The 26,743-nt window shown below is 61.2% G+C and carries 22 protein-coding genes; 17 read left to right on the top strand and 5 right to left on the bottom strand.

Going from position 1 to position 26,743, the window contains the following annotated elements; all coding sequences use genetic code 11:
* The first annotated feature begins 298 nt into the window (after positions 1-298).
* Both BBI10_RS04865 and BBI10_RS04870 read left to right on the top strand, forming a co-directional pair.
* Positions 299-1,540 (top strand): glutamine synthetase family protein, encoded by a 1,242-nt coding sequence (locus tag BBI10_RS04865; RefSeq protein WP_208600734.1) that lies wholly within the window; start codon positions 299-301, stop codon positions 1,538-1,540.
* Positions 1,541-1,594: 54 nt separating this feature from the next.
* Positions 1,595-3,073: an MFS transporter gene (locus BBI10_RS04870; RefSeq protein ID WP_083233027.1), complete on the top strand. Its 1,479-nt coding sequence runs from the start codon at positions 1,595-1,597 to the stop codon at positions 3,071-3,073.
* A 251-nt stretch (positions 3,074-3,324) separates the two neighbouring features.
* On the opposite strand, the gene BBI10_RS04875 is transcribed toward BBI10_RS04870, so the two are convergent.
* From BBI10_RS04875 to flgA, 4 genes are all read right to left on the bottom strand, one after another.
* Positions 3,325-4,065 (bottom strand): flagellar brake protein, encoded by a 741-nt coding sequence (locus BBI10_RS04875; RefSeq protein ID WP_141695117.1) that lies wholly within the window; start codon positions 4,063-4,065, stop codon positions 3,325-3,327.
* Between the two features lie 82 nt (positions 4,066-4,147).
* Positions 4,148-4,615, bottom strand: a complete 468-nt coding sequence (locus tag BBI10_RS04880; RefSeq protein WP_065987254.1) for a flagella synthesis protein FlgN — start codon at positions 4,613-4,615, stop codon at positions 4,148-4,150.
* 49 nt (positions 4,616-4,664) lie between these two features.
* Complete coding sequence (gene flgM, locus BBI10_RS04885) at positions 4,665-4,982, bottom strand: flagellar biosynthesis anti-sigma factor FlgM (RefSeq protein ID WP_065987255.1); 318 nt, start codon at positions 4,980-4,982, stop codon at positions 4,665-4,667.
* Between the two features lie 170 nt (positions 4,983-5,152).
* Entirely contained in the window at positions 5,153-5,914 is a 762-nt protein-coding gene (flgA, locus tag BBI10_RS04890) for a flagellar basal body P-ring formation chaperone FlgA (RefSeq protein ID WP_083233028.1), read from the bottom strand.
* Between the two features lie 73 nt (positions 5,915-5,987).
* Here flgA and BBI10_RS04895 point away from each other — a divergent pair, with 73 nt between their 5' ends.
* From BBI10_RS04895 to BBI10_RS04930, 7 genes are all read left to right on the top strand, one after another.
* Entirely contained in the window at positions 5,988-6,920 is a 933-nt protein-coding gene (locus BBI10_RS04895) for a chemotaxis protein CheV (RefSeq protein ID WP_065987256.1), read from the top strand.
* A gap of 44 nt (positions 6,921-6,964) precedes the next feature.
* Positions 6,965-7,792, top strand: a complete 828-nt coding sequence (gene cheR, locus BBI10_RS04900; protein ID WP_065987257.1) for a protein-glutamate O-methyltransferase CheR — start codon at positions 6,965-6,967, stop codon at positions 7,790-7,792.
* A gap of 1,142 nt (positions 7,793-8,934) precedes the next feature.
* Positions 8,935-9,342 (top strand): flagellar basal body rod protein FlgB, encoded by a 408-nt coding sequence (gene flgB, locus BBI10_RS04910; protein ID WP_065987259.1) that lies wholly within the window; start codon positions 8,935-8,937, stop codon positions 9,340-9,342.
* A gap of 3 nt (positions 9,343-9,345) precedes the next feature.
* A complete protein-coding gene (gene flgC, locus BBI10_RS04915) occupies positions 9,346-9,789 on the top strand; it encodes a flagellar basal body rod protein FlgC (RefSeq protein ID WP_065987260.1) in 444 nt (147 codons plus the stop codon).
* 15 nt (positions 9,790-9,804) lie between these two features.
* Entirely contained in the window at positions 9,805-10,530 is a 726-nt protein-coding gene (locus tag BBI10_RS04920; protein WP_065987261.1) for a flagellar hook assembly protein FlgD, read from the top strand.
* 28 nt (positions 10,531-10,558) lie between these two features.
* Positions 10,559-11,893 carry a flagellar hook protein FlgE gene (flgE, locus tag BBI10_RS04925; protein ID WP_065987262.1) on the top strand — a complete coding sequence of 445 codons (1,335 nt, stop codon included), beginning with the start codon at positions 10,559-10,561 and terminating at the stop codon, positions 11,891-11,893.
* Between the two features lie 256 nt (positions 11,894-12,149).
* On the top strand, positions 12,150-13,886 hold the full coding sequence (locus BBI10_RS04930; protein ID WP_065987263.1) for a flagellar hook protein FlgE: 1,737 nt from the start codon (positions 12,150-12,152) through the stop codon (positions 13,884-13,886).
* 192 nt (positions 13,887-14,078) lie between these two features.
* Here BBI10_RS04930 and BBI10_RS04935 read toward each other — a convergent pair whose 3' ends face one another.
* The gene (locus BBI10_RS04935) at positions 14,079-14,258 is read right to left on the bottom strand and encodes a hypothetical protein (protein ID WP_065987264.1); all 180 of its coding nucleotides are present in this window, start codon (positions 14,256-14,258) and stop codon (positions 14,079-14,081) included.
* Between the two features lie 271 nt (positions 14,259-14,529).
* Between BBI10_RS04935 and BBI10_RS04940 the strand changes: the two genes are divergently transcribed.
* From BBI10_RS04940 to BBI10_RS04975, 8 genes are all read left to right on the top strand, one after another.
* Positions 14,530-15,270: a flagellar basal body rod protein FlgF gene (locus tag BBI10_RS04940; RefSeq protein WP_065987265.1), complete on the top strand. Its 741-nt coding sequence runs from the start codon at positions 14,530-14,532 to the stop codon at positions 15,268-15,270.
* A 47-nt stretch (positions 15,271-15,317) separates the two neighbouring features.
* Positions 15,318-16,106, top strand: a complete 789-nt coding sequence (gene flgG, locus BBI10_RS04945; RefSeq protein WP_065987266.1) for a flagellar basal-body rod protein FlgG — start codon at positions 15,318-15,320, stop codon at positions 16,104-16,106.
* Between the two features lie 97 nt (positions 16,107-16,203).
* A complete protein-coding gene (gene flgH / locus BBI10_RS04950; RefSeq protein WP_065987267.1) occupies positions 16,204-16,917 on the top strand; it encodes a flagellar basal body L-ring protein FlgH in 714 nt (237 codons plus the stop codon).
* A gap of 13 nt (positions 16,918-16,930) precedes the next feature.
* Positions 16,931-18,040 (top strand): flagellar basal body P-ring protein FlgI, encoded by a 1,110-nt coding sequence (locus tag BBI10_RS04955; RefSeq protein ID WP_065987268.1) that lies wholly within the window; start codon positions 16,931-16,933, stop codon positions 18,038-18,040.
* A 10-nt stretch (positions 18,041-18,050) separates the two neighbouring features.
* The gene (flgJ, locus tag BBI10_RS04960; protein ID WP_065987269.1) at positions 18,051-19,358 is read left to right on the top strand and encodes a flagellar assembly peptidoglycan hydrolase FlgJ; all 1,308 of its coding nucleotides are present in this window, start codon (positions 18,051-18,053) and stop codon (positions 19,356-19,358) included.
* 10 nt (positions 19,359-19,368) lie between these two features.
* Complete coding sequence (gene flgK, locus BBI10_RS04965; RefSeq protein ID WP_065987270.1) at positions 19,369-21,411, top strand: flagellar hook-associated protein FlgK; 2,043 nt, start codon at positions 19,369-19,371, stop codon at positions 21,409-21,411.
* Positions 21,412-21,424: 13 nt separating this feature from the next.
* Positions 21,425-23,014: a flagellar hook-associated protein 3 gene (locus tag BBI10_RS04970; RefSeq protein ID WP_065987271.1), complete on the top strand. Its 1,590-nt coding sequence runs from the start codon at positions 21,425-21,427 to the stop codon at positions 23,012-23,014.
* 120 nt (positions 23,015-23,134) lie between these two features.
* Entirely contained in the window at positions 23,135-26,710 is a 3,576-nt protein-coding gene (locus BBI10_RS04975; RefSeq protein ID WP_065987272.1) for a glycosyltransferase, read from the top strand.
* Positions 26,711-26,743 lie beyond the last annotated feature (33 nt).

Below are 26,743 nucleotides of genomic sequence, written 5' to 3' on the forward strand. Positions count from 1 at the left end.
CGCCCGCGCTGTGTTGGCTGGCGTCGTCGAACGCTCGCCGTCATCGAAATGGCGTTTGCGGCGCTATGGCACCGAAAAAGCAAGAACCCGGCCAACCCGCCGTGCTGCGAAGATGCGCTTGATATTCCGAACGCCCGACGCTTATTTTGTACGCCTTGCCGCACTGCGGCGTGCCCCACGAAAAAGGATTTGAGTCATGAGCAGCGATGACCACCATTCACTCGCGCAGCGACTGATGGGCATTGATGAAATTGAATGCGTCACGCCGGATCTGAACGGCGTGCCACGAGGGAAGGTGATGTCCGGCGAGGGCTTTCTCGAAGGCCGTCGGTTGCAGCTGGCGCGGGGTGTGCTGCTGCAATGCATCATGGGCGGCTACCCGCCGTCGAAATTCTACGGCAGCGACGATGGCGATCTGGCCCTGATCGCCGACCCGCAGCAGACCCATCGTCTGCCGTGGAGCGACGAGCCGCGCGCCCTCGCAATCTGCGACGCCGACGAGCTGGACGGCCAACCGTCGCCGCTGTCCACCCGCGGTCAGCTCAAATCGGTGATTGCCCGCTATGCCCGCCATGGCTGGTCACCGGTGGTGGCCACCGAACTGGAATTCTTTGTCTTCGCGCCCAACTCCGATCCGAGCCAGCCCTTCCAGCCGCCGGTCGGTCTGGACGGTCGTCGCGAAGACGGCCAGTCGGCGTTCAGCATCAGTTCCAACAACGGCCTGCGGCCGTTCTTCAAAGAGGTCTATGCCTGCATGGCGGCGCTGGGTCTGCCCCGCGACACCGTCATGCACGAGATGGGCGTCAGCCAGTTCGAGATCAATCTGCTGCACGGCGATCCGTTGTTGCTGGCCGACCAGACGTTCCTGTTCAAGCACATGCTCAAGGAGGTCGCGCTCAAGCACGGCTTGATCGTGGTGTGCATGGCCAAACCGCTGGCGCACACCCCCGGCAGCTCAATGCACATTCACCAGAGCGTGGTCGAGACCGCCACCGGCCGGAACATCTTCAGCGACGATCAGGGCGAGGCCACCGAGCTGTTCCATCACTTCATCGGTGGGCAGCAGGCGGCGATGGCCGACTTCACCGCGCTGTTCGCGCCGAACGTCAATTCCTATCAGCGCCTGTGCCATCCGTTTGCTTCGCCGAACAATGCTTGCTGGTCCCACGACAACCGCGCGGCGGGCCTGCGCATTCCGGCCAGCGCACCGGTCGCCCGTCGGGTCGAGAACCGTCTGCCCGGCGCCGACGCCAACCCGTATCTGGCCATTGCGGCCAGTCTGGCTGCGGGGCTTCATGGTATTGAGCACAGGCTCGAACCGTCGCCACCGATTCAAGGTGAGTTCGTCGTGCCCGATAATCTGTCGTTGCCATGTACCTTGCACGCTGCTCTGGAACGTCTGACTCGCAGCTCGCTGGCCAAGGAACTGTTTGGTGCCGAATTCATCGAAGGCTACGTCGCATCGAAGACCCTGGAACTGACCAGCTTCTTCAACGAAATCACCCCCTGGGAGCGCCGCGTTCTGGCCGCTCAGGCTTAAGAATCGCTGTTCGGAAATCCTCTGAAACCGAGGGTTTCCGTCTTTTGGAAAGCTATGCGCCAAATCTGGAAGTCCTTTCGAGCGCTGTATTTTGCCTCGCTGATGATGTTGATCGGCTCGGGCCTGCTCAGCACCTACCTTGCCTTGCGTCTGGCCGCCGATCAGGTCGATGGCCTGTGGGTGGGTGCGTTGATGGCGGCGAACTATGTCGGTCTGGCCCTGGGCGGCAAGATCGGCCACCGCCTGATCGGCCGGATCGGGCACATCCGTGCGTACGCCACGTGCGCCGGTATCGTCGGCGCCGCGGTGCTGGGCCACGGGCTGTTCGACTATCTCCCGGCGTGGATCTTCCTGCGGATGATCGTCGGCCTGGGCATGATGTGCCAGTACATGGTCATCGAGAGCTGGCTCAACGAGCAGGCCTCGCCCAAGCAGCGTGGTACCGTGTTCAGCCTTTACATGATCGCCTCGTACCTGGGGCTGGTGCTCGGCCAGCTGATTCTGGTCATCCACCCGCAGCTCGGCCCTGAACTGCTGATGCTCGTGGCGATGTGCTTTGCGCTGTGCCTGGTGCCGGTGGCAATGACCCGCAGCATTCACCCGGCGCCCATGCACCCGGCACCGCTGGAGCCGCTGTTCTTCATGCGCCGTGTGCCGCAGTCGCTGACCACGGTGTTGAGCGCCGGCATGATTATCGGCTCGTTCTACGGCCTTGCGCCGCTGTATGCCGCGCAACAGGGACTGTCCACCGAGCATGTCGGTCTGTTCATGGCCAGCTGCATCGGCGCGGGCCTTATCGTGCAAGGTCCGCTGGGCAAACTCTCGGACCGCTATGACCGTGCCTGGCTGATCCGTGGCGTCGCCGGCTTGCTGGTGCTGGCATCGCTGCCTCTGGCGATCCTCCCGAGTGTGCCGATGGAGCTGCTGCTGGCGGTGGGTTTCCTGGCATCCCTGCTGCAGTTTTCGCTGTACCCGTTGGCCGTGGCGTTTTCCAACGACCATGTCGAAGGCGAGCGGCGCGTATCGCTGACCGCCATGCTGCTGATGACCTATGGCGTCGGCGCGAGTATCGGCCCGCTGGTGTCCGGCGTGCTGATGAAGATGTTCGGCAGCAACATGCTCTATGCCTTTGTCTGCTTCGTGGCGCTGGTGCTAGTGCTGCGTATCCGTCCGAAAGCCGTCACCAACCTGCACCAGGTCGAAGACGCCCCGCTGCACCACATTGCCATGCCCGACAGCATGTCCAGCTCGCCGCTGGTGGTCGCCCTTGACCCTCGGGTTGATGAGCAGGTGGTGCAGGATCAGATGCAGGACGTTGAGCCCGAGCCAGAGGTTTCGTCAGAGGTTGCGCCGGATGCGGCGGCCGATGCAGAAGTACAGCCAGAGATGGTGGAGCGGGTTGTGGCGTCGGGTGAGGGCGTTGTGCGGCCGGTGGCGATTATGGATGAGGAAGTGGCTGCTGAACCTAGTGCGGCTGGGCCGGAGGAGTCGGTTGAGGTGCGTCGGGATGTTGGGGTGGATCGGCCTTTGTGATGGGGGGGCGGTCCCTCCCGAGACCGCCGCGACACCGCAAAACCGAGGGTGGCCACGAGGACGTCTTCCCGGCTGAAGCCGGTCCTACTGTCACACCGCGTACCCTCAGTAGGACTGGCTTTAGCCGGGAAGGCATCATTCATTACACCGCAAAATTGAGGGTGTACTCAAGCGTCTATTCCCGTCTGAGGACGGTCCTGCTTCACCCGCCGGCACGCCCTGAAACGCGCCAGCCGAGCCACCGACAACGATCAGAAATCGTCGTCTTTGTCGAAGCGTCGCGCTTCGCGCTGCAGTTGATACACAAAACGCTCGACCTGGCGCTGCACCAATCCACTCATGTTGTGAAAGCGCACACCGGCGAATGTGGTGTTGATTCTTTCTTCGAAGTGCAGATGGCGCAGTTCCACCGGGGTGGTCATGTTGCCGAAGGGCAGGGAAGCGATGAACCGCTCATAGACCTGACCCAACTGCATGCGCTCCGAGACATCGCCTTCAAACCGTAGCTTGCAGCCGGTGGCAGAGACATCCAGCAGCTTGCCGCGCAACGGGAATTTAAGCCGGTCGCCACCGATCTCTACATCGATCAGGGACGCGAGCTTGAGCGCCGCGCGGAACGCGTTGCGGCGCTGGTGATAAACCACTTCTTGGGGCAGAGGCCCGCGATAGCTGCGCGGCTCTGCAATGACGGTCAGTTGGTCTTTGCTTTCCCAGGCGATGCGCACGCCGTCGTGAAAACCTTCGACCCGGAAGGGCTCACCGCTGGCGAGGAAACGCTCACCGTCACGGGGGATCATCTCGTCGAAAATCATCTCGTTGGTGTCGCGATTGACGTCGATCACGTAGCTCTGAAACCGCTGGGTGCGCTCGTGAAACGTGATGATCAACGGGTCATGACTTTCCATCAGCAGCCGCAGATTGGCGGCGATTTCCAACGGGGTGGTCAGTACCTTCGGGGGCTGCGGAACATCTTCCGCGCTTGAGGCATTCACGGTCTATCCATCTCCAGGCAAATAACGGCAGCGTTCAGCGTGCGGCATATTGCCATCACGGTGCGCACCTTGATACAAGAACTTACGCCTGGCTGAGCGGACGTGGCCTGGCCTTGCCCGACGTCGAACCGCGGCTGTCATACAGCGTCGGGGTGTCGCCGCCGTTGAGAATCCTCAACTGCTGTGCCGTGGTGAGTTGCTGGAGCTGGATAAGGCTGCCGTTCTGTTCGTTGGCGGCCTGGCATTCACTCATCAGTGTGCTGAGTTCATCACCTGCGGTTAACAGGGCTTCACCCACTGACGAATGTTTCGCCACTTCTTCGAGTCCCGCACGATTGGCGGGCAGACCCAGGCTGGTCATCAGCTGGGTACGTCGGCGTCCATGCTGCTCGAGCACGATCACCAGCGCCTGTTTCTGCGCCAGGATGTGTTCCATCTCGACCATATTGCGCCCGTGAAGCGCCACTGACTCGGCCTTCAGGATGTCCAGCAGATGCCGGGTTGGCGCAATGTCGTCCGTGATCAGTTGAAGCAATGTAGTGTCTTGCATCGCATGCCCTGGTGTTTAAGCGTCCAGAAGCCCCTGCGCAGACCTGGGGCTAGCGCTGGGCTTCGAAGTTAAGCAGTTTGCTAGCAACACGATTGCTGTCGACCTTATAGCTGCCGTCGGCGACCGCCTGCTTCAACTCAGCCACACGGGCGCTGTTGACGACAGGCTGATCACGCAACGAATCACTGATCTTCTGCAACTGTTGAGCTTCGCTGCTCAAATGTACTGCCTCACCACTGCCGGGCACGCTCGAGGTGCCGCTGACCGCTGCCGTAGCTTCGGTTTTGCTGGCTTCCTTGGTGCTGGCAGTACGTGTTGTACCGCCAACGGGAGTGGAGCTATTCAAACGATTGAAGTCGATGACCATGATTGAAAAACCTCTGGGTTCTAGGACGCTTGCCTTGGTTTCGGCCATACCCGGAATAACTTTAGGGCTCGCGCGAAAACAGTCTCGAATGGACGTCGCGCGGAGCACTGGGGTTCCGAGTGTAGGAAAAGCGCAAGCGCAGCGCCAGAGGTCTTACCTTCACATGTGAGTTACATAGCAACCTCAACTTGCCCGGGCGCAACGATGTTGGCCTTGATCACCCGTTGCGAATTGAGGTTCTTCACCCGTATTTGCTCGTTGAAACCGCCGTCGGACAACGCCTCGCCCGGCATGCGCACGCTCATTGAGCCGCTGCGCGCGCTGATGACGACCTGATCGCCCTTGTGGACCATTTGCGGTTGGTCGAGATGGACGGGCGTCAGGATCTGGTCGATGACCGTTGGTCGGACAACTTTCTGCCCGACTGCCTGATCGACTGAATCCAGGAAGCCTTGCCCCAGCAGGCTCACGTCACGTTCGCGCAGCGCCACATCGTTTTCAGTCACGATCGCGTCGCGCTTCATTGGCCGCACGGCCGTGACCACATTGCGGTAAAGATGGACCTGGGCCGGCACGAACACCGTCCACGGCGAGGTGCCTTCGCAGCGTATCTTCACGGTGACGCGGCCGATGGGCTGGGCCGGGCTTTCCAGTGATGCTGTCAAATCCTTGTCACACAGCGGCATACGCAGACGCGGATCCAGCTGCTTGACTTCGATCTCGTAGCGGCCGGCGGTTTGGTTGGTCGACATGTAGTCTTCAACTGTGAATTCAAGAAAGCCCTGGGTCACGCCGATAAGTGTTTCAGGCAGGGTCATGTTGTCTGCGCGGCCCAGGCTGGCAGCACACAACAGACACAGCGCGACCAGCACGCAGAGAAAGCTGCGGGTTGCGGGTGCCGGGCGTCGGGATACTGTCGTTTGTGTGTTCATGATGAGTAAATAGCAAGGCCCGTGCCGCTTACCGATCCGGTAGCGCAATTGGTCGTTTTGGGAGGAGTGGTGCATGGCTGGTGTGATGGATTCAGTAAACCAGCGCACTCAACTGGTAGGGCAGAACCGCCTTGAACTGTTGCTGTTCCGGTTGGACGGCAAGCAGTTGTATGGGATCAACGTGTTCAAGGTAAAAGAGGTGCTTCAGTGCCCGAAACTTACCCACATGCCCAAATCCAGTCCGATTGTGCGCGGAGTGGCAAACATTCGTGGCGGGACCATCCCGATCCTCGATCTGGCATTGGCGACCGGCGGCAAGCCGCTGTCTGACATTGCCAATTCATTCGTGATCATCACGGAGTACAACACCAAGATTCAGGGCTTCCTGGTGCATGCGGTGGAACGCATCGTCAACATGAACTGGGAAGACATTCATCCGCCACCCAAGGGCACGGGCCGCGATCACTACCTCACGGCGGTGACGCGTCTCGACAATCAGTTGGTGGAGATCATCGACGTCGAGAAGATCCTCGCCGAAGTGGCGCCGGTCTCCGAGAACATCTCGGTCGGCGTGGTCACGGCGGAGGTGCAGCACAAGGCGTTGTCCTTGCGCGTGTTGACGGTCGATGACTCTTCCGTGGCGCGCAAACAGGTGACGCGTTGCCTGCAAACCGTCGGCGTGGAAGTCACGGCGTTGAATGACGGTCGTCAGGCACTCGATTACCTGCGCAAACTGGTGGAAGAGGGCAAAAAGCCCGAAGAAGAATTCCTGATGATGATTTCCGACATTGAAATGCCGGAGATGGATGGCTATACCCTCACTGCGGAGATTCGCAGCGACCCGCGCATGCAGAAGCTGCATATCGTGTTGCACACCTCGCTGTCGGGCGTGTTCAACCAGGCGATGGTCAAGAAGGTCGGCGCTGATGATTTCCTGGCCAAGTTCCGGCCGGATGATCTGGCGGCGAGGGTAGTGGATCGTATCAAGGCGGCGGATATCAGCTGAGGAGGGATTTTCCTCCTTGCTGTTCACATGATTTGAGGGGCGGCATGTCTACAGGTAATTTGGATTTTGATCAGTTCCGGGTATTCCTGGAAAAAGCCTGTGGCATTTTGCTGGGTGAAAATAAACAGTATCTGGTCTCCAGCCGCCTCAACAAGTTGATGGAGCAGCAGTCCATCAAGTCGTTGGGCGAGCTTATCCAGCGTATCCAGACCCAGCCGCGCAGTGGCTTGCGCGAGCAGGTGGTCGATGCGATGACGACCAACGAGACGTTGTGGTTTCGCGATACGTACCCCTTCGAGGTGCTGAAGAACAAGGTCTTGCCTGAGGCGATGAAGGCCAGCCCCAACCAGCGTTTGCGCATCTGGTCGGCGGCCTGTTCTTCGGGGCAGGAACCGTATTCGCTGTCGATGTCGATCGATGAGTTCGAGCGCAGTAACCCGGGGCAGTTGAAGTCGGGTGTGCAGATTGTGGCGACGGATTTGTCGGGTTTGATGTTGAACAATTGCAAGACGGGTGAGTACGACAGTCTGGCCATCGGCCGGGGTTTGTCGCCGGACCGTCTGCAGCGTTTTTTCGATCAGAAGACGCCAGGGCGCTGGACGGTGAAGGCGCCGATCAAGAGCCGTGTGGAGTTCCGTTCGTTCAATTTGTTGGACAGTTATGCGGCGTTGGGCAAGTTCGATATCGTGTTCTGTCGGAACGTGCTGATTTATTTTTCGGCGGATGTGAAGAAGGACATTCTGTTGCGGATTCATTCGACGTTGAAGCCTGGGGGGTATTTGTTCCTTGGGGCGTCGGAGGCGTTGAACGGGTTACCGGATCATTATCAGATGGTGCAGTGCAGTCCCGGGATTATCTATCAGGCCAAGTGATTGGCTGCGCTTTTGATTTGATGAGAACCCCGCTTAGGCGGGGTTTTTTGTTTTGTGTTGGCGCTTGTATTTTTGGCAGCGGGTTAATTGTGGTGGCGCTGAGTTTGGTCTGCCTAATGGCAGACATTTCGCCTTCGGCGAGTTACTTGGAAAAGCACCCCAAGTAACCAAGGGTGCTTGCTCCTGGTTGGGTTCCTCCTCCGTCGGAATACCCTCACTTCGGTCTCGCTCCGTGGGCCCGCGCCGAACGGGCATCCATGCCCTGACGGCGCTCTCGCCGCATCCATGCGGCTCGGCCCACTGCGCGAAACCTGCGTTCAGCCTGCACCCAAGTCGCGTTTTGCGGTGTTTGAGCCTTTTGCGTATGAAGATCAAGATCAAAAGCAGATCAGAAGCAGATCAAAGGCTTCCCGGCTGAAGCCGGTCCTACGACGTGCGCGCCGTGTCAGAGATATCTGATCGTTCCCACGCTCCGCGTAGGTATGTATCCCGTGACGCTCTGCGTCACTTCCACGGCCTGAATGTGCGTCGTCTGCGGGACGCGGAGCGTCCGGAGCGGCATTCCCACGCGGAGCGTGGGAACGATCATCACTGACTGCACGCGGTGTATTAGTAGGACCGGCTTCAGCCGGGAAGCCTTTGATCTGCTCTTGATCTTCATGCACAGCCAGCCCAGACGACACCCGTCGCGACTTGGGTGCAGGCTGAACGCAGGTCTCGCTCCGTGGGCCGAGCGGCATGGATGCCGCGAGAGCCGCCCCCCGCCATGGATGGCGGATGGCGGCGGGCCCACGGAGCGAGACCGGAGTGAAGGAACCCTGACGAAGGAAGGGCCCAACCAGGAGCAAGCACCCTTGGTTACTTGGGGTGCTTTTCCAAGTAACTCGCCGAAGGCGAAATATCTGCCGTTAGGCAGATGCTGTTAACCGGTCAGCAGGGCCGAGCACGGACCCATGTAACGGCAAAAAAACGGCACCGCCCTTGCCGCTTTCGTCCCATCGAGCGGAAATCCCTTGCCGCTTTTCTGTCATCCCCCAACACCAACACCCCTGCAGCCCGCTAAAAACGGCACTTTCAGCAAGTGGCACGCACCTTGCTATAACTCCTGCACGTACATCTGGTCAGCCCTCAAAGGTCCCGACATGAGCATCAGTTTTGAAAACGCCCTCGGCATCCACGAAAAAGCGCTCAACTTCCGCGCCCAGCGTGCTGAAGTGCTGGCCAACAACATCACCAACGCCGACACCCCCAACTACAAGGCCCGTGACCTCGACTTCTCCAAAGTCCTGGCCGCCGAAAGCGACAAAAGCAAAAACGGCCACTTCGCCCTCGACATGACCAACAGCCGTCACATCGAAGCCGAAGGCATGAGCGATGGCGAAGCCAGCCTGCTCTACCGCACCCCGTCGCAGCCGTCGCTGGACCAGAACACCGTCGACTCCCAAGTCGAAAATGCCAACTACGCCGAAAACGCCATCGGTTTTCAGGCCAGCTTCACCTTGCTCAACAGCAAATTCAAAGGGCTCGTTGCAGCCCTGCGCGGAGAGTAATCCATGTCCCTGTCCAGTGTTTTCAATATTGCCGGTAGCGGCATGAGTGCCCAGAACACTCGTCTCAACACCGTGGCCAGCAACATCGCCAACGCCGAAACCGTGTCCTCCAGCATGGACAAGACCTACCGCGCCCGCCATCCGGTGTTCGCCACGGTCTTCCAGGGTCAGGAATCCGGCGGCAGCGCCTCGCTGTTCGAAGACCAGGGCCAGGCCGGCACCGGCGTACAGGTTTCCGGCATCATCGAAGACGCCTCAAACCTCGAAGCACGTTACGAGCCAAACCACCCCTCGGCTGACAAAAACGGCTACGTCTATTACCCGAACGTCAACGTCGTCAACGAGATGGCCGACATGATCTCGGCCAGTCGTTCGTTCCAGACCAACGCGGAAATCATGAACACCGCGAAAACAATGATGCAGAAGGTCCTGACCCTGGGTCAGTGATAAAGGGCGAAATCCATGACGGTCTCAAGCACAGACGCTACCTCGACGTTCCTCAAAGGGCTGCAAAGCACGACCCCCGGGACCACAGGCACTAGCACCAAATCCAGCACCGACACCAGCAGCCTCACCGGCTCAAGTTCCCTGGGTAAGGATTCATTCCTGCAATTGCTCGTGACGCAAATGCAGAACCAGAACCCGCTCGATCCTCAGGACAACAGCGAGTTCGTGGCCCAGCTGGCTCAGTTCAGCAGCCTGGAAACCATGCAGAACCTGAGCACCTCGGTCGACTCGATCAGCACCATGTATCAGTCGTCCCAGGCGTTGCAGGCCTCGTCGCTGGTTGGCCGCTCGGTGACCGTGGACGCCGGTTCGACCTACGTCGACACCAGCAAGGCGATGACAGGTTCGGTGGTGCTGCCATCGTCCAGCACCGACACCACGGTGAAGGTCTACGACAGCACCGGTACCAACGTCGTGCGCACCATCGACCTGGGCACTCAAGCGTCCGGTACCACCTCCTTTAGCTGGGATGGCACGGATGACAGCGGCGCAGCGGTGGCAGCGGGCAATTACAGTTTCGTCGCCAACGGCAGCCTCAACGGCACCGCCACTCAGCTGAGCACCTATCTGCCGGCGACAGTGAACAGCGTGACCATGGGCACAACGGGCTCTGACATGACGTTGAACCTCGCCGGCGGCACCCAAGTGGCACTGGCAAAAATCAAGCAAATCGGAATTTAGAGCCGACTAGACGGCGCAGGAGTTAATCATGTCTTTCAATGTTGGTCTTAGTGGGCTCTACGCCGCAAACAAAAGTCTGGACGTCACCGGCAACAACATTGCCAACGTCGCGACCACCGGTTTCAAATCTTCCCGTGCGGAGTTTGCTGACCAGTACGCCCAATCGATTCGCGGCACCTCCGGTAGCACCAACACCGGCAGTGGCGTCACCACCGCCGCCGTTTCTCAGCAGTTCACCCAGGGCACGCTGAACACCGGTACCGGTCGCAGCCTGGACCTGGCGATCAACGGCAACGGCTTCTTCATGATGAGCAACAACGGCGAGAAGCTCTACACCCGCGCCGGTGCATTTCACACCGATTCCGATGGCTACATCGTCAACGAATCGGGCAACAATCTGCAGGGCTACAGCGTTGACGGTCAGGGCAATGTCGCCACGGGCGTGCTGAGCAACCTGCGCGTCGATTCGTCGAACCTGGCGCCGAAAAGCACCAGTTTGATTACCGTCGCCTCCAACCTGAACTCCTCGTCGACCGTGCCGACGGTGTCGACATTTTCGCCGTCGGACACCAGCAGCTACACCACGACCTACAGCACGCCGATGTACGACAGTCAGGGTAACCAGCACACCCTCGACCAGTATTTCGCGAAGACGGGCACCAATACCTGGACCATGTACAGTCTGGTCGATGGCCGCAGCATCAACGATCCAACGTCCACTACCGCTGACGCGACCGCAGTGACCTTCGATTCGTCGGGTGGCTTGATCACCAGCGGTACCGGCAGTCCGGACACCACCAACTCGCCCAACGTGAGCATTGGTACGGACGGTGTTTTCTCCATCAACAACTGGGTGCCGGCCGCCAAGACAACTGTTGGCAGCACCACCACCTGGGCGAGCAATGGTGCGGCCGCGAACGCGGGCGGGATCAAGCTCAACATGCTGGCGACCACCCAGACCAACGCCGTGTCGGGTGCGATCAGCAAGACCCAGGACGGTTACGCCACCGGCCAGATCACGGCCATGAACATCGACGCCACCGGCAACATGTTCGCGACCTACACCAACGGTCAGTCCAAGGTGATCGGTCAGGTGTCGCTGACCAACTTCGCCAACGTTCAGGGCCTGTCCCCGGCGGGCGGCACCAACTGGCGCGAATCGGCTTCGTCGGGCATCCCGGTCACGGGCGCTCCACAGTCGGGTACGCTGGGTTACTTGACCGGGCAGGCGCTGGAAGAATCCAACGTCGACCTGACCGGTGAGCTGGTCAACCTGATCAAGGCGCAAAGCAACTACCAGGCAAACGCCAAGACCATTTCGACCCAGAGCACCATCATGCAGACCATCATTCAGATGACCTGATAACGGTCGCTGGACACGGTCAACGAAGCCCCTCTCTGAGGGGCTTTTTTTCATGGTTTTTTTTGATGGAAATATCGAGAGCCATCCCACTCTACAACTGGAAACTTCCTACTTTCGTCTTTGCGAGAATCAAGTTCGCTGACAAATAAATGCCATTGAGCGGCGCCGTTTATGCGGCCCGTTCGATTGCATTCCTTTGCCCGCGATCTCGATGCATCGACGAGCGTGTCGTTGAACAACGACTCAGGGAGTGTTCATGTCATTCAACACAGCGGTTTCAGGTTTGCACGCGGCGCACAAGCGCATGGAAGTGGCCGGCAACAACATCGCCAACGTCCACACCTCCGGTTTTAAATCCTCTCGCGCCGAATTCTCGGCGGTCTATTCCTCCTCTATGCTCGGTGGCAGCCGCACGGCCTCGGGGGATGGGGTGCAAGTGGCCAACGTTTCGCAGAATTTTGCCCCCGGCGGGGTCATCACCAGCGAGGGCAGGGCGCTCGACATGCGCATTCAGGGCAGCGGTTTTTTTGTCATGAGTGACGCCGGTTCCATCAGTTACGGCCGGTCCGGGGCGTTCATCAAGGATGCGCAGAATTTTGTCGTCGACGCCCACGGCAGCCGCTTGCAAGGCTACGGGGTGACAGACGCCGGGGAGGTGATCAGCGGCGTTCGTACGGATCTGAAGATCGACGCGGCCGACATGTCGCCCAAGGCCACGGGCAAGATGGAGCAGACCCTCAACCTGAACGCGGCGTCGGCGTCACTTGGCGCCCTCCCGCGGTTCGATCCTGGCGACCCGACTACCTACACGCGGGTAACGGGACGGCTGATTCAGGATGCCGGCGTTCCGCCAACGGATCACGAGCTCAAGCAGTACTTCGTCAAGACTGAAGACGACAACTGGACGTCGTACATTCTCGTCGACGGCGTCAATCCGCTGGACCCCACCAGCACCGCGCCTCTGGAGATCGGTTTGCAGGTGTCTGCGGCGGGGAGGCTTTCGCTCACCGGCCCGACGGCGGCGGTGAAGATGATTTCCGACACCGAGTTGTCCCTGCAGACATGGCGCCCGGCGGTGAACGTCAACGGCACCTGGACCGCCAGCCCCGCGCCGTCTCCAGGACCGATCTCACTGCCGTTGCTGGACGGCGGCCTGCCGGTGCTCGACCCGGCCGATCCGCTCATGCCGCGGCCCGTGCCGACCTTCAATCCTGCGGACATCACCACCTACACCAAGGCGTCCACCTATGGCGTGTTCGACAGCCTCGGCATGCGCCACGAAATGACCCAGTATTTTGTCAAAGACGGCAGCAACAGCTGGAAGATGCATACGCTGATTGACGGGCGCAACCCGCAGGACCCGACCAGCACGGCGCCCTCGACGGCGAGCATGCTGTTCGACTCCGGCGGCTCGCTGCAATCGCTGATCGGCAGTCAATGGCTGACCGCCGCCAACAACACCCTGACCCTCGAAGGCTGGGTGCCGGCCAAACCGCTGGACGGCAACAAACCGGGCGGGCGTTGGGGCGCGAATGGCGCGGTGGGAAATGCCGACGGCATTGTCATGGACTTCAACAAGCTCAGTCAGCACAACGCCGCCACCGGCAGCAGCAACATCGTGATCGATGGCCACACGGCAGGGCAGGCGAACCAGCTGACGATCGACAAGAGCGGCATGCTGATGATCGGCTTCAGCAATGGCCTGCACCGCAATGTCGGTCAGGTCATGCTCGCCAGCTTCGCCAACAACCAGGGGCTGCAGCCGGTGAGCGACACGCGCTGGGTCGAAACCCTGGCCTCTGGCGTGGCCAATTACGACATGCCGGGTGTCGGCACCTTGGGCAGTGTCATCGGGCACTCGCTGGAGGGCTCCAATGTCACGTTGACCAATGAACTGGTTGAACTGATCCAGGCGCAGACGGCTTATCAGGCGAACTCGAAAACCCTGTCGACGGAGGCGGAACTGATGCAGACGTTGATACGCGCAACTTGATTGCGCGCCCGCCGAAAATCGCGATGCGGGAATGAACCTCGGCAGCCTCACCGGCCTCTTCCCGGCTGAAGCCGGTCCTACACAAGCGACGCGCAATCAGTGAGATTGGGTGTGAACGCTAACGTAGGACCGGCTTTAGCCGGGAAGGCGGCGTGTCAGACGATCAGTCCGTCACGGTCCAAACGAAACAACTCAAATCGAGCAATCCGACTTCACATACGCGGCGCTGATCCGCGTCCAGCCTTCGCCGGGGCTGGTCTGGGCGCAGACCGTGCGGTGGGCGCCTTGCCAGAGGAAATAAGGTGCCGGCGCCGCCCAGGCGGCAAACGAGCAGGCAATCAATGTAAGGAGCAGGGCGGTGCGCAGACCCATGACGGTTTTCCGTAGCGACTGAAGCGAATTCACAAAACGCTGCAAGTTTCGCACCCCATGGAGAGTTTTCTGGCGCTCGCTGCCGTCGATTTGCAGGAAACCGGCGGTCCGCTGTCGCGCAGCGGCTCAAACCGGATCCCAGTCCGCTAAATCCGGCCGGAATCATTGAAGAATCAACGCTTTGTATCACCGCTGAAAAACTGGTTCGATTATTGCTATGACCTGTTTAGTACAGCTACAGACGGCAAGCGTCTGTCGGAGGAGGAAGACTGTGGACAAGTTGCTATACGTGGCCATGAGCGGAGCGTCGGAAAACGCCATCGCCCAAAAGGCCCATGCCAACAACCTGGCGAACGTTTCGACCAACGGGTTTCAGCGCGACCTCGAGCAGGCGCGCTCAATGCCCGTGTTCGGCGAGGTCAACCCGTCCCGGGCGTACGCCATGAGCGAACGTCCCGGGACCGACTTCAGCCAGGGCGCGATGGTCGACACCGGTCGTGATCTGGACGTCGCCGTCAAAGGCAATGGCTGGATGGCGGTGCAGACAGCCGACGGCGGTGAAGCCTACACCCGCACCTCCAGCATGAACATCGACGCCCTCGGCGTGTTGCGTGATGGCAATGGTTTGCCGGTCATGGGCAACAGCGGGCCGATTGCCGTGCCTCCGCAGCAGCAGATCGAGATCGGCGCCGATGGCACCATCAGCGTTCGTTCGCTGGGTGAGAGCCCGCAGGTCATGGCCCAGATTGACCGCATCAAGCTGGTCAAGGGCGACCAGACCACCATGGAAAAAGGCCCTGACGGTCTCATGCACACCAAGAGCGGCAGGCCGGCCCAGGCCGATGCCGACGTGCAGGTCGAGTCCGGGTTTCTGCAGGCCAGCAACGTAAACGCCGTTGACGAGATGACCTCGGTGCTGGCGCTGTCCCGCCAATTCGAACTGCACATCAAGATGATGAAGACCGCCGAGCAGGATGACGAGTCGATGGCTCGCGTCTTGCAAATGGGCTAATGACTGACAGCTTGCGCCGATAAACAGGCGCTCGAGGAGATTCAAACATGCTTCCGGCACTCTATGTTGCTAAAACCGGTCTGGCCGCCCAGGACACCAACCTGACGACCATTTCCAACAACCTGGCCAACGTTTCGACCACCGGTTTCAAAAGCGACCGCGCGGAATTCCAGGACTTGCTCTACCAGATCAAGCGTCAGCCAGGCGCCCAGTCCACTCAGGACAGCGAGCTGCCATCGGGCCTGCAACTGGGTACCGGTGTGCGCATCGTCGGCACCCAGAAAAACTTCACCGCCGGCAGCCTGCAGACCACCAACCAGCCGCTGGACATGGCGGTCAACGGCCGCGGTTTCTTCCAGATCCGTCAGCCTGACGGCACCTTGGCGTACACCCGCGACGGTACGTTTCACCTGGACAGCAACGGCCAGATCGTGACCGCCAACGGCTACGCGCTGGAGCCGGCGATCGTCGTGCCGCAAGACTCGCAGACCTTCACCGTTGGCGAAGACGGCACCGTGTCGATCACCACCTCGGCCAACACCGCGACCCCACAGATCATCGGCAACGTGCAGACCGCCGACTTCATCAACCCGGCCGGCCTGCAATCCCAGGGCGGCAACCTGTACCTGGAAACCGCTTCCAGCGGCGCTCCGCAGGTCGGTACTCCGGGTCTCAACGGTCTGGGCGTGGTCAAGCAGAACACACTGGAAAACTCCAACGTCAGCACCGTCGAAGAACTGGTGAACATGATCACCACCCAGCGTGCCTACGAGATGAACTCCAAAGTGATCTCGACCGCTGACTCGATGCTCCAGTACGTGACCCAGAACCTGTAAACCGCTCTTGAAACGCCTGATGTCCTGCTGTGAAACACCTGATCAATTACGAGGGGCGCCTGAAAAACGCCTGCTACACCGCGAGGTTTTAAGTGTCATGAAACGGCTCTCTGTATTGCGGCTTTCCCTGTTGGCAGCTCCTGTGTGCGGTATCGCGCTGCTGACCGGCTGCGTTGCGCCTGCGGCCAAACCCAATGACCCTTATTACGCGCCGGTGTTGCCGCGCACGCCGCTGCCTTCAGCGGCCAGCAACGGATCGATTTATCAGGCCGGTTTCGAGCAAAACCTGTATGGCGATCGCAAGGCCTATCGCGTCGGTGACATCATCACCATCACGCTTTCCGAGAAGATGGCCGCCAGCAAAGCCGCCAGCTCCGGGATCAGCAAGACCAGTAAAACCAGCCTTGGCCTGACCTCGCTGTTTGGCGCTGGCGTCAGCACCAACAACCCGGTCGGTGGCGGCAACCTCAGCCTGGACGCCGGCTACACCGGCGACCGCGCCACCAAGGGCGACGGCAAGGCCGCGCAGAGCAACAGCCTGACCGGCTCGATCACCGTGACCGTGGCTGACGTCATGCCTAACGGCATTTTGCTGGTGCGCGGCGAGAAGTGGATGACCCTGAACACCGGTGACGAACTGGTGCGCATCGCCGGCCTGATTCGCGCCGACGACATCGCCACCGACAACACCGTGTCGTCGACCCGTATCGCCGATGCACGCATCACTTATTCCGGTACAGGCGCGTTTGCCGATTCCAGTCAGCCAGGCTGGTTCGACCGATTCTTCCTCAGCCCGTTGTTCCCTTTCTGATAGCGGGATAGCCATGATCACGTTCAAGCAACTGATAGCGGCAGCGCTGCTGTTCACCACCGCACTGGGCGCCCACGCCGAGCGCCTGAAGGACATCGCCAGCATTTCCGGCGTACGGACCAACCAGTTGATCGGTTACGGTCTGGTGGTGGGGCTCAACGGCACGGGTGACCAGACCACCCAGACGCCGTTCACCCTGCAGACCTTCAACAACATGCTCTCGCAGTTCGGCATCAAGGTGCCGTCAGGTTCTGGCACCGTGCAGCTGAAAAACGTCGCGGCCGTGGCCGTGTACGCCGACCTGCCGCCTTTCGCCAAGCCGGGCCAGCAGATCGACATCACCGTGTCGTCCATCGGTAACTCGAAAAGCCTGCGCGGCGGTGCCCTGTTGATGACCCCGATGAAGGGTATCGACGGCAACGTCTATGCCGTGGCCCAGGGCAACCTGGTGGTCGGCGGCTTTGATGCCGAAGGCCGCGACGGTTCGAAGATCACCGTCAACGTGCCGTCTTCCGGCCGTATCCCGGGCGGCGCATCGGTTGAACGTGCCGTGCCGAGTGGCTTCAACCAGGGCAACTCGCTGACCCTGAACCTCAATCGCAACGACTTCACCACCGCCAAGCGCATCGTCGACAAGATCAACGACATGCTCGGCCCTGGCGTCGCTCAAGCGCTGGACGGCGGCTCTGTGCGGGTGACCGCGCCGCTGGACCCCAACCAGCGTGTTGATTACCTGTCGGTGCTGGAAAACCTGGAAATCGATCCGGGCCAGACCTCCGCCAAAGTCATCATCAACTCGCGGACCGGCACCATCGTTATCGGCCAGAACGTCAAGGTCTCGCCGGCAGCCGTCACCCACGGCAGCCTGACCGTGACCATCACTGAAGATCCGGTGGTCAGCCAGCCGGGCGCGTTCTCCAACGGCCAGACCGCTGTGGTCCCGCGTTCGAAGATCAACGCCCAGCAGGAAATGCACCCGATGTTCAAGTTCGGTCCGGGCACCACGCTGGATGAAATTGTCCGAGCGGTTAACCAGGTGGGCGCAGCGCCAGGCGACTTGATGGCGATTCTCGAAGCACTGAAACAGGCTGGCGCGTTGCAAGCCGACCTGATCGTGATTTAAGGGCGGACTCATGAGCATTCCAAGCGGCGGCACGACTGTCTCAAAGGCAGGTTCAGGTGATTCAGGGGCGTATACCGACCTCAACCGTCTGACCGCCATGAAAACCGGTGATCGCGACAGCGAGGGCAACCTCAAGAAAGTCGCGCAGGAATTCGAGTCGCTGTTCGTCAGCCAGATGCTCAAGGCCATGCGTTCGGCCAACGAAGTGCTGGCCAAGGACAACCCGATGAACACCGCGGCGACGCGGCAGTATCAGGACATGTACGACCAGCAACTGTCGGTGAGCATGTCGCGCGAGGGTGGCGGTATTGGTCTGCAGGACGTGCTCATGCGTCAGCTGTCGAAAAACAAAGGTGCCGAAATCGCGCCGGCCAGCACCGGGCTTGTCGCCGGCGGCAAAACGGAGGCGAAGGCCGACGGCAAAGCCGACGCGCCTGCACAGGCCGGCCTGGCCACGCGCATTGCCCAGCGTCCGCTGTGGGCCACCCGTTCGGTGACCGCGCCGGAGGCCGGCGACGGTACCGTGCATAGCGACGTGGCGGCGCTCAATTCCCGTCGCCTGTCGCTGCCGAGCAAACTCAGCGACCGCATCATGGCCGGCATCGTCCCGAACACCGCCACCGCCGCCGGCCAGGACGCGAGCACCAGCGCTACCACACTGAAGAACCGCATTGCCGTCTCCAATGCCGTGGCCGCCGCGAAAAGCGCAGGTTCCAAGGAAAATGGCGACTGGACGGTCGGGCCGCAGTACGCCGCCGACGCCGACGCTTATGTGCGCAGCCGCGTGCAGACGCCGCTCGCGCCGGGCAAGAGTGCATTCGCCAACCGTGATGACTTCGTCGCCACGATGATGCCGCTGGCCAAGGACGCCGCTGCGCGCATCGGTGTCGATCCGAGCGTGCTGGTGGCCCAGGCGGCGCTGGAAACCGGCTGGGGCAAATCGATCATGCGTCAGTCCGATGGCGGCAGCAGCCACAACCTGTTCGGCATCAAGGCCCAGGGCGGCTGGAAAGGGCCGGAAGCCCGTGCGATCACCAGCGAGTTCCGCGACGGCCAGATGGTCAAGGAAACCGCGGACTTCCGCGCCTACGACTCGTACGCCAGCAGCTTCCACGACCTGGTGAGCTTCCTGCAGAACAACAATCGCTATCAAGAAACCCTGAAATCCGCCGATAACCCGGAACAGTTTGTGAAAGAGCTGCAGAAGGCCGGCTACGCAACCGACCCGTCTTATGCCAGCAAGATTTCTCAGATAGCGAAACAGATGAAGAGTTACCAGACCTACGCATCCGCCTCGGGCTCTTCCACGACTTTATAAGGTTTGAACCATGTCACTGATCTCAATCGGGCTTTCGGGACTCACCGCCAGCAGCGCAGCATTGACGACGATCGGCAACAACACTGCCAACGTCGACACGCAGGGCTACTCGCGTCAGCAAGTGATGACCGCCGCCGGGGCTCAGCAGAACATCGGCGTCGGTTTCATCGGCACCGGTACGACGTTGTCCGACGTGCGCCGCATCTACAACGGCTACCTCGATAACCAATTGCAGACCAGCACATCGCTCAACGCCGACGCCACCGCGTACCTGAGCCAGGCCAGCAAGCTCGACTCGATGCTGTCCGACAGCTCGACCGGCGTGAGCACGGTGCTGGCGAAGTTCTTCACTGACCTGAGCGCTCTGGCGTCCGGGCCGACTGACACGGCTGCGCGCACGACATTTCTGACCAGTGCATCGGCGTTGGCCGGTCAGTTCAACACCATCTCGGCGCAGATGAAGGACCAGAACGCCAGCATCAATACCCAACTGACCACGGCAACAGGGCAGGTGAATGCACTGGCGTCGTCCATTGCCGTCCTCAACAAGCAGATCACCGAGACCCAGGCTTCCGGCGGTCAGCCCAACACGCTGCTCGATTCGCGGACCGAGGCGGTACGTCAGCTCAATGAACTGGTCGGCGCCAAGGTCGTTGAAAACAACGGCAGCTATGACGTGTACATCGGCACCGGCCAGCCGCTGGTCACCGGCACCACCGCCAATACCCTGAGCGCCGTGCCCAGTGACAGCGACCCCAGCGTGTATGCGCTGAAACTGAAATATCAGAACAACGAAGTTGATGTCTCCAGTGTGGTAACCGGTGGCTCGCTTGGCGGGTTGCTGCGTTATCGCAGCGACGTGCTGCAGCCGGCCGCCAGCGAGCTGGGCCGTCTGGCGGTGGTCGCTTCCGACCAGATCAACAGCCAGCTCAACCAGGGTGTGGACGCCAACGGCAACTTCGGCAGCAACCTGTTTATCAGCGTCAATGACCCGAGCCTGACCAGCCAGCGCAGCCTTGCCAACACCACCAACGATCAGTCTTCGGGCAACTTCGCGGTGTCCATTGCCAACAGCGGCGCGCTGCAGACCAACGATTATCAGGTGACCTTCACCGATGCCAGCGGCCAGTACAGCGTCAAGCGGCTGCCGGACGGCAGGGACATGGGTTCGTACAACACCAGCGCCACCACTGCGCCGGTCATCGACGGCTTCTCGCTGAAATTCAATGGCACCTCCACCGAGGGTGACAGCTTCAAGATCAGCCCGACCAAGACCGGTGCCGACGGTATCAAGGTGGTGATGACCGACCCGAAAGCCATCGCCTCTGCCAGTCCGCTGACCGGCAGCTCCATCGTGAGCAAAGGCTCGGGCACGTTCACCCAGCCTGTCTTGTCGACCCAGGCCGACATCTACAACCCGACCGCGACGGCCGATCTGCGAAACGCGCTGACGGCCTCGACGCCGATGCGTTTGCTCATGGGCGATGTCACCAATGGTGCTCAGAGCTATTCGCTGGTCGATGCACAGGGCGCCGAGGTCAAAGACAAATCTGGTAATGCGATCAAGGGTTCAATTGTTCCAGGCCAGTCCAACGACATCAGTCTGGAAGTGGGTTACACCGACTCGTCGGGCACCGCGCAGTCGTTCAAGTTCGGCATGACCCTCGCCGGCTCGGCCAACAGTGGCGACACCTACAGCATCGCCATGACTGGCGCCGGGTCTCTGGACAACCGCAACGCGACCTCGGTCGGTACCCTGCAGACCAAACAGACCCTCGACAGCGCAGCCGGCAATGGCACGGGTATGAGCCTGAGCGGCGCCAACGCCAACATGATTACCACCGTCGGCAGCAAGGCGGCGCAGGGCAAGAATGATTCGACGGCCACCACCGCTGTTCTTACCCAGGCCAAGAGTGCGCGCGACAGCGTTTCCGGTGTTTCGCTGGATGAAGAAGCCGCCAACCTGGTCAAGTATCAGCAGTACTACACCGCTTCGTCGCAGATCATCAAAGCCGCTCAAGCCATTTTCAGCACGCTGATCAACAGTCTTTAAGGAATCGTAATCCATGCGTATCTCAACGACCCAGTTTTACGAAACCAGCGCCACGAACTACTCGCGCAGTTACGCCAACGTCACCAAAACCGGTGACGAAGTGGCCAGCCAGGTCAAGCTCAACACCGCCGGCGATGATCCGGTCGGCGCGGGCCGTGTGCTGCAGTTGCAGCAGCAGGGCACGATGCTCAATCAGTACAAATCCAACATCGACACGATCAATACCACCGTCGTGCAGACCGAGACGGCCTTGACGTCGATCACCTCGGCGATTCAGCGCGCGCAAGAGCTGGTACTGGGCGCGGCGAACACCTCGTTCACCGACAAGGACCGCCAGGCCAACGCCTCCGAGCTCAAGGAGTTGCAGGGGCAGATTCTCGGCCTGATGAACAGCCAGGACGCCGACGGCACCTACCTGTTCTCCGGGTCCAAGGGCACCACCGCGCCATACGCCGTCAGCTCCGACGGCACCTACAGCTATCAGGGCGACCAGACGCGCAACCTGCTGGCCGTTGGCACCGGCATCTCCATGGCCAGCAACACCACCGGCTGGGATGCATTCGAACAAGCGACCAACACCACGCGCACCTCAACGACCCTGGTCGCTGGCGCGGATGACGGCGTGATCTCGTTGTCCGGCGGCAGCGTCAGCAATGCTGCCACCTACGACACCAGTTTCACCGCCGGTCAGCCTTACAAGATCTCCTTCACCAGCAGCACGGCCTATACCATCCTGGACAAGAACAACCAGGATGTGACAGGTGAGGCGTCGGCTGCGGGCAAGTTTGCGTCCACCAATTCGGCGAACCAGGCCATCACCTTCCGGGGCCTGGAACTGAACCTGAACATCAACCTGACCAAAGATCAGTACGCAAGCACCAGCGCCGCCGACGCGGCCGTCAAGGACCACACCTTCCAGCTGGGTGTTTCCCCCAGCACCGTGAGCACCTCGCGTCTGCCGGCCAACACCTCGACCGATGTGATCACCAGCTCGGTGGTGACCGATCAGGCCGCGTTCGACAAAACCTTCCCGTCGGGCGGCGCTGTCGTGCGCTTCACGGATGCCACCAACTTCAATCTGTACGCAGCGCCCTATGACCCGGCGACCAGCAAAGCGGTGTCCACCGGCACGCTGAGCGGTAACACGGCGACGGCCTCCGGCGTGACCTTCACCTTCAGCGGCACGCCGCCGGCGATGGCGGCAGGTGACCAGTTCACCGCGCAGTCTTCGACCCAGCAAAGCCAGAACGTGCTGAACACCTTGTCCAAGGTCATCACGGCGCTCAACGGCAAGGTCGATGGCGACCCGATTGCCCAGCAGAAACTGCAGGCCACGATGACCTCCACCATCGGCAACCTGAAAAGTGCGGCCGAGCAGATCATCAATGCCACCAGCGAAGGCGGTGCCCGGGCCAAGACCGCGACCGATCAGAGCGTGACCAACCAGACCATGATCGACAACGGCACCACCGAATCGGGCACGATCACCGCGTCCGACCCGGTCGATGCCATCGCCCGTCTGACCCTGCAGAAAACCATGCTGCAAGCCTCGCAGCTGGTGTTCACCCAACTGTCCGCGCTGAACCTGTTCAGCAAGCTGTAATCGGCCCAGCGGCGCGCGACACCTGACCAACAGGTGTCGCCACCGTTGAGCGTCAACCGTATTGTCAGCGGTTATGCCGATCCTCTCCCCGGGGTGCGGCGCCGCTCGTGAGTCCCGCCCGTGAATTCAGCTCCCCTCGTCAGCCTCGTCATTCCCGCCTACAACCCGCGCTTTTTCCAGCGAGCCCTGCTGGACGCCCTGGCCCAGACCTATAGGCCCCTTGAAGTGGTGGTCTGCGACGACAGCGCGACCGACGAGATCCAGCGCACGGTCGAAAAATACCTCGACTCAAGCCCGGTCCCGCTGCGTTATGTGCGCAACCCCAGGCGTCAGGGCTTCGTCGGCAACTTGCTGGTGTGCCTGCAGGAAGCGCAGGGTGAGTTCATCAAATTCTTCTGCGACGACGATCGGCTGTTTCCGGCGGCCGTCGCGCGTCAGGCGAGCATTCTGGTGGAGCATGACGACGTCAGCCTGGTGCTGGCCCAGCGTTATTTCTGCGACCCCCAGGACGTTCAGTTGCCGGTGCGCATCGAGAACGCGCCGCTCGCCGAATCCAGTTCGGTGTTCTACGGCGCCGACCTGCTCTCGGTGTTCGATATCTCGCCCACCAACTTTCTCGGCGGATTCAGCAGCTCACTGATGCGCCGCAGCGACGTGCAGGTGATTCTGCCGGCGCTCAGGGAAGTCGGCGAGGGCTTCACCGCGCTGGTGGATTTCGTGCTCTACGTGTGCCTGCTCAAGCGCGGCAACATGGTCATGCTCAACGATGTCCTCAGCGCCGAACGTTTGCACCCGGACCGTTTGAGCCGCCAGCAGTGGGTCAGGGACCTGATCAGCGACGAGCGGCAATGGCTGGGCAAGATGCTCAAGGCGCGCACCGGCGAAGATGCCCCCGAATATGGCTGGGTGCGCTTTGTGCCGCTGACTGAGGCGCTGGTGCAGCCTCGCGTCTGGCAAGAGCTGCCCCTCAGCCGCATGCTCGGTGACCGACAGGCCTCCTTGCCGTGGCGAGTCGGCACCGACAGCGAAAGTTTTGCCGAGCTGTACCAGCAGTGGCTGAGCTTCCGAACCCTGTTTGGCGCCGATCGGCTGCGCGTGGCGGATAACGTCGCCACCTGGCCGTCGCAGCCGAAGATGGTGGCGGTGGTGCTCGACGAGCATGCCAGTGCCGCCGGAGTCGCCATGACCCTTGGCAGTCTCGACGCACAGTTGTATGCCGCCGAACTGACCCTGGTGCTGTCCAGCGCCTGCGAGACGCCCGTGCTCGACGGCCGCGTGTTCACATTGCCGCTGCAGCCCGACTGGCTGGCGCAACTCAATGACCTGTTGCCCCAGCTTGAGCGCGGCGACTGGTGTTACTTGCTGCGGGCGGGGGATCGGCTGACCGATTGCGCGTTGCTGATCCTTGCCGAACGCGCGGCCCACTCGCCTGACGTGCTGTGCCTGTACGGCGACGAAGGCGCGTTGCACGAAGGCGAATCGGCCGAGCCGGTGTTCCGGCCTGACTTCAACCTCGACCTGCTGCGCAGTTATCCCTACGTCGGTCGCGTTCTGGCGTTTCAGATCGATGCGCTGGTCAGGCTCGGCGGTTTCGATTCGGCCTACGGCGAACTCGCGCCCCATGACGCCATTTGGCGCCTGACTGAAGCCCACGGCGTGGTGGTTCAGCACGTTTCGGAAATCCTCGTCGAGTCGCAGTTCCCGTTTCAGGCGTGGCTGGCGCTGGATGAGGTCATGGCGCAAAACGCCCCGGTGCTCCGCGCACATCTGCAGCGCATGGGCATTGCTCATCAGCTGCACGAGGTGGAAGGGCAGTGGCTCAATCACGTGGAATACCTGAGTGACGCGCGTCCGCTCGTCTCGATCATCATCGTCCATCAGGACCAGTTGGCGGCGTTGCAGCGCTGCGTCGAGTCGCTGCTGTCGAAGACCCCTTACGATCATTTCGAAGTGCTGATCGTCGACTGCGCCAGTCAACAGCCGGAGGCTCGGTCCTGGCTGGCGGACATGCAGCAGATCGGTGGCGACACCCTGCGCGTCCTGCATTACGAAGGGCAGGGCAATGGCGCCGACGTGCGCAACTTCGCCGCTGGCCATGCCCGGGGCGAGCACTTGCTGATGCTCAGTGTGTATGCGGTGGTCGCCGATTCCGCGTGGCTGGGCGAACTGGTCAATCACGGGCGGCGCGAAGAAGTGGGCGTGGTCGGCGCCAAGCTGTTCACCCCCGAAGGCTACATTCTCCAGGCCGGGCTGATTCTGGGTTACCACGGCCCGGCCGGCCCTGCGTTTTTTGGCGAGCCACTGCACGCGCCCGGTCATCTGCTGCGGTTGCAGGCGGCCCAGGACTTGAGCGCGGTGGGCGGGCACTGTCTGCTGGTGCGGCGCGCGTTGTTCGAGCAGCTCGGCGGCCTGAACGGCGACGAGTTCAGCGGCAGCCTGAGCGAAGTGGATTTCTGCCTGCGCGTACGGGAGTCCGGTCATCTGGTGGTCTGGGCACCCCGTGCGGTGTTGGCGATCGGCGCCTCGACGCCGGCGGAACAGCTGCGCGATAAACAATCCCAGGTCGACGATCAGCATGCCTTCTACAAACGCTGGCTGCCGATCCTCGCCCGTGACCCGGCCTACAACCCCAACCTGCGCCTGACCGGTTCGTTCTACAGCCTGGAACCCGGCCTGAAGAAAGGCTGGAACCCTTATTCATCGCGACGTTTGCCCAATGTGCTGGCGATCCCGGTCAACAGCACGGCGGTGGGTCACTACCGCGTGTCCCAGCCGTTTCTGGAACTGGAGGCCGACGGCCGAATCGGCGGACGTATGAGCTACGACCTGCCGTCGATCATCGAGCTGGAGCGTCAGTCGCCGGACGTGATCATTGTGCAGTGCCGCTACAGCCAGAATTCCATCGATCAGGTCGCCAGCCTCAAGGCATACTCCAACGCCCGGCGCATCTACGAGCTGGACGACTACGTGATCAGCGTGCCGAAAAAGAACGGCCATCTGCGCAGCATGCCATCGAACATGGAAGCGATGGTGCGTCTGGGCATCAGCCTCTGTGATCGGGTGGTGGTCTCGACGGTGACGCTGGCCGATGCACTGTCGGGGATGCACCACGACATCCGCGTGGTGCCGAACATGCTGGCGTCGCAACTCTGGACCGGCCTGCGCAGCCAGCGCCGCACTTCGAAAAAGCCTCGGGTCGGTTGGGGCGGCGGGACCAGCCATGCCGGGGATCTGGAGATCATCGCCGAGGTCGTGCGCGAGCTCGCCGATCAGGTCGAGTGGGTGTTCTTCGGCATGTGCCCCGAGTCGTTGCGCCCGTACGTGCACGAGTTCCATCCGTCCGTGGGCTTGCTGGCCTATCCGGCGAAACTGGCGGCGTTGAACCTCGACCTCGCGCTGGCGCCGCTGGAGCACCACATTTTCAACGACTGCAAGAGCAACCTGCGCCTGCTGGAATACGGCGCCTGCGGCTACCCGGTGATCTGCACCGACACCCGGGCCTACGACGGCTACCTGCCATGTACTCGTGTTATGACCAACAGCACCGCCGAATGGCTCGAAGCGATCCGCATGCACCTGGCCGACCCCGACGCCAGCTACCGCATGGGCGATGAGCTGAAAGAAGTGGTCATGCGCGACTACGTCCTGCGCGGCGACAACCTTCAGCACTGGGTCAACGGCTGGCTGGCGGATTAACTGCGCTGTTTTAGTGGGACCGGCTTCAGCAGG

Origin of the sequence: Pseudomonas graminis, from assembly GCF_001705435.1 — a bacterium.
Classification (GTDB): domain Bacteria; phylum Pseudomonadota; class Gammaproteobacteria; order Pseudomonadales; family Pseudomonadaceae; genus Aquipseudomonas; species Aquipseudomonas graminis_B.

Bases quoted from the DNA above. Each gene is read 5' to 3' on its own strand.
- BBI10_RS04930 (WP_065987263.1), top strand. From the start codon at position 12,150: ATGTCATTCAACACAGCGGTTTCAGGTTTGCACGCGGCGCACAAGCGC.
- cheR (WP_065987257.1), top strand. From the start codon at position 6,965: ATGTCTACAGGTAATTTGGATTTTGATCAGTTCCGGGTATTCCTGGAA.
- BBI10_RS04955 (WP_065987268.1), top strand. From the start codon at position 16,931: ATGATCACGTTCAAGCAACTGATAGCGGCAGCGCTGCTGTTCACCACC.
- flgE (WP_065987262.1), top strand. From the start codon at position 10,559: ATGTCTTTCAATGTTGGTCTTAGTGGGCTCTACGCCGCAAACAAAAGT.
- flgB (WP_065987259.1), top strand. From the start codon at position 8,935: ATGAGCATCAGTTTTGAAAACGCCCTCGGCATCCACGAAAAAGCGCTC.
- flgJ (WP_065987269.1), top strand. From the start codon at position 18,051: ATGAGCATTCCAAGCGGCGGCACGACTGTCTCAAAGGCAGGTTCAGGT.
- BBI10_RS04870 (WP_083233027.1), top strand. From the start codon at position 1,595: ATGCGCCAAATCTGGAAGTCCTTTCGAGCGCTGTATTTTGCCTCGCTG.
- flgA (WP_083233028.1), bottom strand. From the start codon at position 5,914: ATGAACACACAAACGACAGTATCCCGACGCCCGGCACCCGCAACCCGC.
- BBI10_RS04935 (WP_065987264.1), bottom strand. From the start codon at position 14,258: ATGGGTCTGCGCACCGCCCTGCTCCTTACATTGATTGCCTGCTCGTTT.
- BBI10_RS04865 (WP_208600734.1), top strand. From the start codon at position 299: ATGTCCGGCGAGGGCTTTCTCGAAGGCCGTCGGTTGCAGCTGGCGCGG.
- flgM (WP_065987255.1), bottom strand. From the start codon at position 4,982: ATGGTCATCGACTTCAATCGTTTGAATAGCTCCACTCCCGTTGGCGGT.
- BBI10_RS04920 (WP_065987261.1), top strand. From the start codon at position 9,805: ATGACGGTCTCAAGCACAGACGCTACCTCGACGTTCCTCAAAGGGCTG.
- flgC (WP_065987260.1), top strand. From the start codon at position 9,346: ATGTCCCTGTCCAGTGTTTTCAATATTGCCGGTAGCGGCATGAGTGCC.
- BBI10_RS04970 (WP_065987271.1), top strand. From the start codon at position 21,425: ATGCGTATCTCAACGACCCAGTTTTACGAAACCAGCGCCACGAACTAC.
- flgG (WP_065987266.1), top strand. From the start codon at position 15,318: ATGCTTCCGGCACTCTATGTTGCTAAAACCGGTCTGGCCGCCCAGGAC.
- flgH (WP_065987267.1), top strand. From the start codon at position 16,204: ATGAAACGGCTCTCTGTATTGCGGCTTTCCCTGTTGGCAGCTCCTGTG.
- flgK (WP_065987270.1), top strand. From the start codon at position 19,369: ATGTCACTGATCTCAATCGGGCTTTCGGGACTCACCGCCAGCAGCGCA.
- BBI10_RS04880 (WP_065987254.1), bottom strand. From the start codon at position 4,615: ATGCAAGACACTACATTGCTTCAACTGATCACGGACGACATTGCGCCA.
- BBI10_RS04895 (WP_065987256.1), top strand. From the start codon at position 5,988: ATGGCTGGTGTGATGGATTCAGTAAACCAGCGCACTCAACTGGTAGGG.